General features: G+C 68.5%; 11 protein-coding genes and 1 pseudogene. 5 read left to right on the top strand and 7 right to left on the bottom strand.

Annotated features, from left to right (window positions below):
* The 5 genes and pseudogenes from QM693_RS21145 to QM693_RS21125 all read right to left on the bottom strand — a co-directional run.
* A pseudogene (locus QM693_RS21145) lies at window positions 1-209 on the bottom strand (PepSY domain-containing protein); the annotation flags it as partial.
* Window positions 210-316: 107 nt separating this feature from the next.
* Window positions 317-730, bottom strand: a complete 414-nt coding sequence (locus QM693_RS21140; RefSeq protein WP_280778781.1) for a DUF1707 SHOCT-like domain-containing protein — start codon at window positions 728-730, stop codon at window positions 317-319.
* A 56-nt stretch (window positions 731-786) separates the two neighbouring features.
* Complete coding sequence (locus QM693_RS21135; protein WP_283330594.1) at window positions 787-1,074, bottom strand: PLDc N-terminal domain-containing protein; 288 nt, start codon at window positions 1,072-1,074, stop codon at window positions 787-789.
* A 101-nt stretch (window positions 1,075-1,175) separates the two neighbouring features.
* On the bottom strand, window positions 1,176-2,342 hold the full coding sequence (locus QM693_RS21130) for a pyridoxal phosphate-dependent aminotransferase (protein WP_283330593.1): 1,167 nt from the start codon (window positions 2,340-2,342) through the stop codon (window positions 1,176-1,178).
* Between the two features lie 23 nt (window positions 2,343-2,365).
* The gene (locus QM693_RS21125; protein ID WP_283330958.1) at window positions 2,366-3,292 is read right to left on the bottom strand and encodes a LysR family transcriptional regulator; all 927 of its coding nucleotides are present in this window, start codon (window positions 3,290-3,292) and stop codon (window positions 2,366-2,368) included.
* 113 nt (window positions 3,293-3,405) lie between these two features.
* Between QM693_RS21125 and QM693_RS21120 the strand changes: the two genes are divergently transcribed.
* Window positions 3,406-4,794, top strand: coding sequence for an MFS transporter (locus QM693_RS21120; RefSeq protein ID WP_283353353.1), 1,389 nt, complete (start codon window positions 3,406-3,408; stop codon window positions 4,792-4,794).
* A complete protein-coding gene (locus QM693_RS21115; protein WP_283353352.1) occupies window positions 4,791-5,543 on the top strand; it encodes a 3-hydroxybutyrate dehydrogenase in 753 nt (250 codons plus the stop codon). Before QM693_RS21120 ends, QM693_RS21115 begins: the two co-directional genes overlap by 4 nt.
* Window positions 5,544-5,614: 71 nt before the next feature.
* On the opposite strand, the gene purD is transcribed toward QM693_RS21115, so the two are convergent.
* Window positions 5,615-6,868 carry a phosphoribosylamine--glycine ligase gene (gene purD, locus QM693_RS21110; protein WP_283353351.1) on the bottom strand — a complete coding sequence of 418 codons (1,254 nt, stop codon included), beginning with the start codon at window positions 6,866-6,868 and terminating at the stop codon, window positions 5,615-5,617.
* A 138-nt stretch (window positions 6,869-7,006) separates the two neighbouring features.
* Here purD and QM693_RS21105 point away from each other — a divergent pair, with 138 nt between their 5' ends.
* The 3 genes from QM693_RS21105 to QM693_RS21095 are packed head-to-tail and all read left to right on the top strand — an operon-like array spanning window position 7,007 to window position 8,038.
* Window positions 7,007-7,195, top strand: coding sequence for a hypothetical protein (locus QM693_RS21105; protein ID WP_283353350.1), 189 nt, complete (start codon window positions 7,007-7,009; stop codon window positions 7,193-7,195).
* On the top strand, window positions 7,192-7,527 hold the full coding sequence (locus QM693_RS21100) for a serine hydrolase (protein ID WP_283353349.1): 336 nt from the start codon (window positions 7,192-7,194) through the stop codon (window positions 7,525-7,527). The genes QM693_RS21105 and QM693_RS21100 overlap by 4 nt, the downstream gene beginning before the upstream one ends.
* A 37-nt stretch (window positions 7,528-7,564) precedes the next feature.
* Window positions 7,565-8,038: an ArsR/SmtB family transcription factor gene (locus tag QM693_RS21095; protein WP_283353348.1), complete on the top strand. Its 474-nt coding sequence runs from the start codon at window positions 7,565-7,567 to the stop codon at window positions 8,036-8,038.
* Window positions 8,039-8,045: 7 nt separating this feature from the next.
* Here QM693_RS21095 and QM693_RS21090 read toward each other — a convergent pair whose 3' ends face one another.
* Entirely contained in the window at window positions 8,046-9,980 is a 1,935-nt protein-coding gene (locus QM693_RS21090) for an oxidoreductase (protein ID WP_283353347.1), read from the bottom strand.
* Between the last annotated feature and the right edge of the window lie 55 nt (window positions 9,981-10,035).

The following is a 10,035-nucleotide window of genomic DNA, read 5'->3' as shown; positions in this document are numbered from 1 at the left end:
GCGATCTGCTCCGCCTGCTGCTTGGTGACCGCGGATGCCACCGCCGTGCCCGTCGTTGTGGGCGCCGTCGTCGTGGCCGTGGCAGACGCCGTGGCACTGGCAGAGGTCGACGAGGTGTCACTGCTGTCGGAACCGCACCCACCCAGCAGCAGCGCGGAGGCCGCAACAACCGGGATCAGGCTCGCACATCGCACAATTCTGGTGGTCATCGTGGCTCCTCGATCGCTCGACGGCGTGGACCTGCCTGTCAGAGTACGGGAGCGACAACCGACCTCGCGGTAGTTTTCCGCAGTTCTCGCCGGTCCGGGTCAGCCCGTCACCACGCCCGGCACGACCGCCTGCCGAAGCCGCGCCGGGCCAGCACGAGCCAGACGATGGGCAGGAAGACGAGCGGGGGGACGCGGACCAGGGCGACCCACAGGATCGCGGCGAGCACGGCCACCACGAACACGAGTGTCCGCAGCGCCGCGGCCTCCCGTCCCGGATCACGGCGCACGCGATCGGGTTCGGGCACGAAGCGCTGTTTGTCCGGGAGGTCCGCGAAGAGCGGCGTGAGGTCGGCGGCGGTCTTGGCGAGGTACGCCTGACGGACCCTCGCGTCGAACTCGTCGGTCTCGAGCCGTCCGGCTGCGAAATGTTCGGCGAGTGCCGCCGCGGCTTGCTCCCGTTCCACGGTCCCGATGCGGACTCCGCCGGGAACGGGTGGCTGTGGATGACTGATGTCGCTCATGTCGTCGCCTCAGGGCCGGTGTGTAACACTGTAATCCTAGCCACAGTGTAGGCCTTCTACTCCTGGTCGCGCCCGTGGAAACCTTCCCGGCGCTGCTCCTCCGCCCGTTCCCGGCACCGCCGCACGAACTCGGCTTCCTCCGGGTCGGTGGGCAGCTGACCTCCCTGGTCCTTCTGCGGCCGTCCGACGAGGAGCCACAACACCGAGCCGACGAGCGGAAGCAGCAGCACGATCACCAGCCAGCCCTCCTTCGAGAGGTTCCGGAACTGGTCGTCGTCGGTGGTGATGGCGTCGGCGAAGCACAGGACCCACAACACGAATGCGAACAACGCGATGTACAGCATCGCCGTTCTCCTTGCCTGGCACGCCCGAACACGCAGTGCGCCCAAGTCCATCGAACAACTGCAGCGGCGGCGCCGCAAGAGGCGTGGCCGGGAAACTCCGGCTACAGCCAGCGACCCAGTCGCACCAGCGATTCCCGGACCTCGGCTGTGGATCCGGCGAACGACAGCCGGACCGTCCGGTCGCCGTGGACGGTGTCGAAATCGATGCCCGGGGCCAGCGCCAGACCGGTGTCCTGCAGCAGTCGCGAGCACCATTCCGTCGACGTCGCGCCGTGGGATCCGCCGAGCAGGTGCCCGATGTCGGCGTACACGTAGAACGCGCCGTCGGCTGGCGCCAGGTCGGTGATACCCAGTTCCGGGAGTCCGGTGAGCAGCAGCTCCCGGTTGACGGCGTAGCGCTGGACGTGGCCGTCGAGCTCGGCCCTCGATTCCTCGGTGAACGCGGCGATCGCCGCGTACTGGGAGATGGCGGGCGGGCATACCGTCATGTTCGACGCGAGCCGCTGCAACGGGCGACGCAGCCCCTCGGGCACCAGCATCCAGCCCAGCCGCCAGCCCGTCATCGAGAAGTACTTCGACACCGATCCGACGACGACGGATTCGCGCGACGTCTCCCACGAGCTGGTCATCGCCTGCTCGCCGTATCCGATGCCGTGATAGATCTCGTCGGAGATCAGCAGCGTCCCGTGCTCGTCGCACCACCGGGCGAGGGCGGCCAATTCGCCGGGGTCGATGACGGTGCCCGTGGGGTTGGCGGGGCTGGCGACGATCAGTCCGGCAGGCGGCTCGGGCAGGGCGTCGAGCATCGCGACCGTCGGCTGGAACCGGGTGTCTGCTCCGCAGTCGATCTCGATGACGGTGCAGCCGAGCGCGGCGAGCGTGTTCCGGTAGGCCGGGTAGCCGGGGCGGGCCACCACGACGGTGTCGCCGACGTCGAACGCGGCGAGGAACAGCAGCGTGAACGCACCCGAGGATCCGGTGGTCACGACGACGTCCTCGGCGTCGACGTCGATACCGGACTTGGCGGAGTGGTATCCGGCGATCGCCTCCCGCAACGGCAGAATGCCGAATGTCTCCGTGTAGCCGAGCAGGTGGCCGTCGAGCACTTCCCGCGTCGCGCGGAGCACCGGCTGCGGCGCGGGAGTGGACGGCTGTCCCGCCGCGAGCGTCAGCACGTCACCGTGGGTGCGCTGACGTTCGGTGGCGGCCTTCCACACGTCCATCACGTGGAAGGTCTGGATGTTGGACCGCTGGGATTCTGGACGCACCCCTTGACGCTAGCGTGACGCGCTCACTGCCCCGCCAACGCGTCCCGCTGCGACTCCACCGTCTCCCGGATCGCCCCCACCACCGCCGCGACCTCCGGTCGGCGCAACGACTCGGGTCGCGCCACGAGCCAGTACGCCAGCGTGGCCTCGACCTGCCCGGGCAGCACCCGCACGAGGTCGGCGTGGCGGTCGGCCATGAAGCACGGCAGCAATCCGATGCCCGCCGACGCCCGGGTGGCCTCGACGTGCACGAACACGTTGGTCGACGTCACCGATTCGCGCATCGAGACGGTGAGGCGGCGCGCGAGGTCGAGTTCGTCGACCTGCAGCATCGAGTCGATGAAGTAGACGAGTGAGTGATCGGCCAGATCTCCCACCTGCCTCGGGGTGCCGTGTTCGGACAGGTACGCCTTCGCGCCGTACAGGCCGAGGGTGTAGTCGGCCAGCCACAGCGCCTCCGCCCGGTGCACCTGCGGCTTGCCCACGACTATCTCGATGTCGAGCCCCGAGCGATGCTGTGAGGCCCGGCGGGTGATCGCGACGATCTCCACGGACACCTCGGGGTGCCTGCTGCGGATCAGTGCGCCGGCGGGTGCCGCGATGTAGGCGCTGAACCCGTCGGTCGCCGATACCCGGACCACGCCCTTCAGGTGGTCGGCGCGGCCGGGTTCGGCGACGAGTCCGTGGACGGCGGCCTCCACGCGTTCGGCCGCGGTCAGCGCCTGCCGCCCGAGGTCGGTGAGTTCCCACCCGCCCGCGGCCTTCACGAGTACCCGGCCGCCGAGGCTTTTCTCCAGACTCGCGATCCGCCGCGAGATGGTCGTGTGGTTGACGCCCAGGTCGTCGGCGGCGGTGTTGAAGCGGCCGGTCCGCCCCACTGCCAGCAGTACGAGCAGGTCATCGGCGCTGGGCAGGGCTGTTCCGGAGGTCACTTGTGCATATTTGCACATGCCGACTGCAGGTTGCGTCATTGTGTGCGCACAAATATGCATCAATACTCGGCAGGACCAACGAACTGTGTCCCCAGTCACAACGGGGTACGGAGTGTAACGAGGAGCGACAGATGAGCGTCGACGAAACAGCGCACGCGAAGGAAGCCCCGCCGTCCGGGCTGAAGAAGGTGGTCGGCGCATCCATGGCCGGCACCGTCGTCGAATGGTACGAGTTCTTCCTCTACGGGACCGCGGCGACGCTCGTGTTCAGCAAGGTCTTCTTCGCGGCCGGGGACAACGAACTCGACGCGATCATCGCGGCGTTCGTCACGTACGCCGTCGGCTTCGTCGCCCGGCCCCTCGGCGGCATCGTCTTCGGTCACTTCGGCGACAAGTTCGGCCGCAAGCAACTGCTCCAGTTCAGCCTCCTCCTCGTCGGCGCGGCCACGTTCCTGATGGGCTGCCTGCCCACGTACGGCCAGATCGGGTACTGGGCCCCGGCCCTGCTCGTCACCCTCCGCTTCATCCAGGGATTCGCCGTCGGCGGCGAGTGGGGTGGCGCGGTGCTGCTGGTGGCCGAGCACAGCCCGAACAAGTCCCGCGGCTTCTGGTCGTCGTGGCCGCAGGCCGGCGTGCCTGCCGGCAACCTCGTCGCGACCGTCGTCCTGCTGATCCTGACGACGACGCTGTCCGATGCGGCGTTCCTCAGCTGGGGCTGGCGCGTGGCGTTCTGGCTGTCGGCCGTGATCGTCCTCGTCGGCTACTACATCCGCACGAAGGTCACGGACGCCCCGATCTTCATCCAGGCGCAGAAGGAAGCGGAGCACATCAAGGAGACGTCGTTCAGCGTCTTCGAGGTACTCAGGCGCTACCCCCGCGGCGTGCTGACGGCGATGGGCCTGCGTTTCGGTGAGAACGTCATGTACTACCTGGTGGTCACGTTCTCGATCACCTACCTCAAGGTGGTCGTCCACACGGACACCGCGCAGATCCTCTGGTGGATGCTGATCGCGCATGCCGTGCACTTCGCGGTGATCCCGCTCGTCGGGCGGCTCTCCGACACCATCGGCCGGCGCCCCGTCTACATGATCGGCGCGCTGACCGCGGGCACGTGGGGCTTCTTCGCCTTCCCGATGATGAACAGTGGGCACAACGCCGTCATCCTCGGAGCGATCATCATCGGCCTGGTGTTCCACGCCTTCATGTACGCCGGTCAGCCGGCGATCATGGCCGAGATGTTCCCGACGCGCATGCGGTATTCGGGTGTCTCCCTCGGCTACCAGGTGACGTCGATCGTGGCCGGTTCGCTGGCGCCGATCATCGCGGCCAGCCTGCTCAGCAAATACGACTCGTCCGTTCCGATTGCGATCTACCTGGCGATCGCGTGCCTCGTCACCGTCGTCGCCGTGATCGTCGCCCGGGAGACCAAGGGCATCTCGCTCGAATCGATCGACGAGGCGGACGCCCAGATCCTGGCGGACGAGAAGGCTGCCGGCGCGAAGAACGGGGTCCCCGCATGACCGAGCAGAACCTGACCGGACGCACCGCCCTCGTCACCGGCGGCGCCAGCGGAATCGGCGCAGCCTGCGCCCGGACGCTCGCCGCACGCGGAGCCCACGTCACGGTCGCCGACCTCGACGACGTGGCCGCCAAGAGCCTCGCCGACGAGATCGACGGAACCGCGTGGCACGTCGACCTCCTCGACGCCGATCCGCTCACCGAGCTGCGACTCGAGACCGACATCCTCGTCAACAACGCCGGGATCCAAACCATCAGCCCCATCGAGGAATTCCGCCCCGAGGACTTCCGGCGCATCCAGACGCTGATGGTCGAGGCGCCGTTCCTGCTGATCCGTGCCGCCCTGCCGCACATGTATTCCACGGGATTCGGGCGCATTATCAACGTGTCGTCCGTGCACGGGCTCCGCGCATCGGCGTTCAAGGCCGCATACGTCACCGCCAAGCACGGACTCGAGGGACTGTCGAAGGTGACGGCGCTCGAGGGCGGCCCGCACGGCGTCACCAGCAACTGCGTCAACCCCGGCTACGTGCTGACACCGTTGGTGCAGAAGCAGATCGCGGATCAGGCACAGGTGCACGGCATCAGCGAGTCCGACGTGATCGAGAAGGTGATGCTCACCGAGAGTGCGATCAAGCGACTGGTCGAACCGGCGGAGGTGGCGTCCCTCGTCGCGTGGCTCGCATCCGCCGACGCAGGCATGGTCACCGGCGCCTCCTACACGATCGACGGAGGATGGACCGCCCGGTGACGTGACGACAAAGGCGTGCACCCCCGGTTGTTCCGGGGGTGCACGCCTCTCAGTCGTGGGAGGCCTCGACCTCAGGGAATGGCGATGCGTCCCTCGACAGCGGCCAGTCCGATGTCCTTGCGGAAGTGGCTTCCCGGCAGCTTGATCGCGGAGATCTTGGAGTACGCATCCGCGCGCGCCGCGTCGAGGTCCGCTCCGACTCCGACCACGCTGAGCACGCGTCCGCCGGCGGAGACCACCTGATCGTCGACGAGTTTGGTGCCTGCGTGCAGGACGCCGTCACCGTCGGCGCCGGTGATCACGTCGCCGGTGCGCGGGGTGGCCGGGTAGTGCTCGGCCGCGACCACCACGGTCACCGCCGACCCGTCCTGCCATTCGAGTGGCGCGACCTGATCGAGCGTTCCGGTGGCCGCCGCGTTCAGCAGTTCGCCGAGCGGGCTCTTCAGCAGCGCGAGGACCGCCTGCGTCTCGGGGTCGCCGAAGCGGCAGTTGAACTCGACCACGGCGGGGCCGTCCTTGCCGATCGCCAGCCCGGCATACAGCAGGCCGCTGAAGGCGCTACCCCGGGCGACGAGCTCGGCCGCGACCGGCTTCACGACGTCGTCGACGATCTGCGTCACGGTCTGCTCGGGCAGCCACGGCAGCGGCGTGTAGGCGCCCATGCCGCCGGTGTTGGGTCCGGTGTCGCCGTCGCCGACGCGCTTGTGGTCCTGGGCAGGCAGCAGCGGCACGACGGTCTCGCCGTCGACGACGCAGAACAGTGACACCTCGGGACCGTCGAGGAAGGATTCGAGGAGAACGGGGTGACCGTTCTCGAGCAGTTCGGCCGCGTGATCGCGGGCGGCGTCCCGATCGGTGGTGACCACGACACCCTTGCCTGCCGCGAGGCCGTCGTCCTTGACCACCCAGTTGGGCCCGAAGCGGTCGAGTGCCTCGTCCAGCTTGGCGGGCGAGTCGACGATCTCGCTGTGCGCGGTCTTCACACCGGCGGCGGACATGACGTCCTTGGCGAACGCCTTGGAACCCTCGATGCGCGCGGCGTCGGCCGACGGGCCGAAGCAGGCGATGCCTGCCGCGCGGACGGTATCCGCGACACCCAGCACCAGCGGGACCTCGGGACCCACCACGACGAGGTCGGCGTCGAGCTTCTTCGCGAGGGCGGCCACCGCCTCCCCGGACGCGATGTCGACGGGGTGCTGCTCGGCGATCTTGCCGATCCCGGCGTTGCCGGGCGCGCACATCAGGGCAGTGACACCCGGATCGCGAGCGAGGGCGAGAAGGAGGGCATGTTCACGGGCTCCGGAGCCGATAACGAGTACGCGCACGGGTGTCAGCCTACGGGCCGCACCGAACGGGATGTTCGGAGCGTGCGGTCTCGACAGTCCTACCGGTTCGCGTTACCGTACTTCTAGAATTCCGTAATTCCGAATTATCGAATTTCCACAGGTGAAGGGATCTTCTCGATGACGAGGAAGCTGGGCACGCTCACAGCAGCTGTCGTCGGCTCCCACCCCGACGACGTCGCCTTCGTCGTCGACGACGGTCGCGGCCGAACGGTCGAGCACCGCGCCGGCGACACCGTTCCGCTGGCGTCCGCGATCAAGGTGGTGGTGCCACCTGGCCGCCTACGCCCGGGCCGTCGCGTCGGGTGAACTCGACCCGGCCGAGCCGGTACCGCTGTCCGAGTGGAAAACGCTGGTACCTCCCGAACACCGACGGCGGCGCCCACCCGAAGGCTCTGCAGCGGCTCGGTGTCACCGAACCCGACGACACCGTCACGCTCGAGCAGATGGTGACCGCGATGATCCAGGAGAGCGACAACGCCGTCCCCGACTATCTACGCGACCGACTCGGCGACGCCGCCGCGCAGGCCGGCTGGGACGACCTCGAGGTCCCCACCCTGAATGGCAGCCCGCCCCGCCCGGGCTGGACGGGCTGGGTTTCAAGGGCGGCAACCTTCCCGGTGTGGTCACCGAGGCGATGACCGATCCCGACATGATGTCGCAGCTAAGTTGTGCCGTGTGAACGACGAGTACGACGCCCGGCTCGCCGACGTCGAGGCGCGCGTCCACGCCCTCGAATCGGCCCGGCCCGCCGAATCCCCGACACCCGACGTCGGCGAGAGCATCGGGCAGATCGGATATCAGGGCACCGTCGACCTGGGCGGCGAGATCCAGTGGACGATCCGCTACGACGCCGGCGCAACCCTCGACCTGTCCCCCACCGCCGTGTCGAACGTGCTCGCCGCGCTGGGGCATCCGACCCGCCTCGAGATCGTCCGCACCCTGCTGCGCGGTCCCGCCGGCGCGGCCGAGTTGCAGACCGCGGTCGGGCTGTCCTCGCCCGGTCAGCTCTACCACCACCTGCGCGTCCTCGGCGGGGCACGCATCGTCGAGCAGGAGTCGAGGAACCACTACCGCATCGCGGCGGCGAAGGTGGTGCCGTTGCTGGTCATCACCCTCGCCGCCGCGGATGTCGGGGAACACCCCCTGTGAGTACTTATTAACCGCCCGAGGTTAATAAGTACTCACGGGCGACAGCACGGCCTTCGGAGACGGCGTGCGCGACTTTGCGCGGTACGAGAGCGTCGCCGATGACGTGCACGCGTGCGCTTTCCGGTGCGAGTTGCGACCAGTCGCGCGGGCGCCGCTCACCGGCCACGACCACCCGGTCGACGTCGAGGCGCGTCCTCTCCCCCGACAGCGTGTTCTCGAACTCGACCGAGCCGTCGGAGACCGCGACGAGCGACGACAGCACGCGCACGTCGACCGGTTCCCCCGACAGCCGACGCAGGTACTGCACCCGGCCCTCCGCGGGAAGACCCGACGCGAAGGCCGCGGCGGGCGTCAGGACCGTGACGTGGTCGGCACCCGCGGCGAGCGCCGCTTCGACCGTGCTCGCTGCGGGCCAGAGCCCGAATCCGTCGTCGACCACCACGACGTGGCCGGCGCCGCGAAGAGCTCCTCCCCCATCGAGCAACGCCTGAGAGGTGAGCATGGACGACGTTCCCGCCAATTCCTGGGGAAGTTCTTCCACGGCACCGACGGCCAGGACTACGTCATCGAAGTCCGCCAGGTCGTCGGCATTGACGTTGTGCGCCAGACGGATTGCCACCTTCGGCATGTTGTCGGAGTAGTAGTCGAGGAGGCGACGCCAGCCGCTGCGATGCGGCGCGTCTGCCGCTGTCGCAAGCTGGCCTCCGATTCGCTCTCGTTGTTCGAAGAGTGTGACGTCGTGGTCGGGTCCGAGCCGCATCGCGCACTCGAGCCCGGCGGGGCCTGCACCGACGACGGCGATCCGTCTCCGCACTCTCGACCCGCGCGTGGGCCCCAGCGTCAGCGGGTACGCGGGACGTGCGGAATGACCCGGCGGCGCGAGGTCGGGATTGACCGAGCACAGTAGGACGGGGTCGAACGCTCGGCAGTCCTCGTTGCAGGACACGCACGGGCGGATCGACGCCTCGCGGCCGGTCAGTATCTTCCGCGGGAAGTTCGGGTCGGCGATCAGCGGTCGTGCCACACCGACGAGGTCGGCTCCCGATTGCAATGCAGTGTCGATGGACGCACCGGTCCGGAACGACTGCGACACGAGCAGCGGGGTCACTGCGGCGGCGCGTAATTGTCCGACCGAATCGAGCAGCGGCGGGTCGGTTACGGCCATGTCCCGGACGTAGGTGGTGCGTACGCCGACCGTGACGTTGACGTAGTCGAAATCGGAGAGGTGCGGTAGTACGTCGCAGAGACCGTCCATTCTCAGGCCTGCCTCGTCGCCGCCGTCGGAAGAGACGCGGACTCCGAGTACGACACCGGGGCAGGCGGCGCGGACCGCGGAGGCGATGCGGTCGAGGATCCGCACACGCTGAGCACCCGTCTCAGCGTCTCGCCCGAGGTTCGTGTTCGGCGAGAGGAATTGCGCAAGTAGATATCCGTGGGCTGCATGCAGTTCGACGACCGGGAAGCCGGCCGACCACGCGTGGACCGCGGATGTGCGGAATGCGTCGACGACCGCGTCGACGTCGGCGCCCGAGAGGGCGCGCGGTCGCGTCGGTTCGCGGGGCGAGCGGACAGCGGACGGCGCGACGGGGTGACTCCACATCTCGGCGCCCAGAGTTTCGCGTCCGAGGTGCACCAGCTGGCAGGCCGCGATGGCTCCTTCCTCGGTGATCGCCCGCGCCCGAGCCTCCAGGCCCGCGAGGACTTCGGGACGCCAGGCCTCGGTGATGTTGCCGTTGCGGTTGGTCGAACCGGGCGACACCACCGTGCCGCCGACGATGAGCATTGCGGCACCGCCGGCCGCGCAGCGTCGCCAGTAGTCGTCGTCGCCGCGTGAGGGGAGGCCGCCGGCGACGGCACCCGACGCGTGCGGCGTACCGACGAGCCGGTTTGCCAACCGAAGCGAACCGAGCTGCAGCGGCCGCGCTGCACGTGGAGTCGTCACACGGACCTCCTAAGTGAACTGGATTCACTTCACATTATCAGGTGATTGACATCAC

The organism is Rhodococcus sp. IEGM 1305, assembly GCF_030058635.1.
Lineage (GTDB): Bacteria > Actinomycetota > Actinomycetes > Mycobacteriales > Mycobacteriaceae > Rhodococcus_F > Rhodococcus_F opacus_D.
Note: the sequence above shows the minus strand (reverse complement) of the source record. Positions and strands in the feature narration are given on the sequence as shown.

Excerpts from the sequence above, each read along its gene's own strand:
- QM693_RS21140 (WP_280778781.1), bottom strand. The coding sequence starts at position 730 with ATGAGCGACATCAGTCATCCACAGCCACCCGTTCCCGGCGGAGTCCGC.
- QM693_RS21135 (WP_283330594.1), bottom strand. The coding sequence starts at position 1,074 with ATGCTGTACATCGCGTTGTTCGCATTCGTGTTGTGGGTCCTGTGCTTC.
- QM693_RS21125 (WP_283330958.1), bottom strand. The coding sequence starts at position 3,292 with ATGTGCAAATATGCACAAGTGACCTCCGGAACAGCCCTGCCCAGCGCC.
- QM693_RS21120 (WP_283353353.1), top strand. The coding sequence starts at position 3,406 with ATGAGCGTCGACGAAACAGCGCACGCGAAGGAAGCCCCGCCGTCCGGG.
- QM693_RS21115 (WP_283353352.1), top strand. The coding sequence starts at position 4,791 with ATGACCGAGCAGAACCTGACCGGACGCACCGCCCTCGTCACCGGCGGC.
- QM693_RS21105 (WP_283353350.1), top strand. The coding sequence starts at position 7,007 with ATGACGAGGAAGCTGGGCACGCTCACAGCAGCTGTCGTCGGCTCCCAC.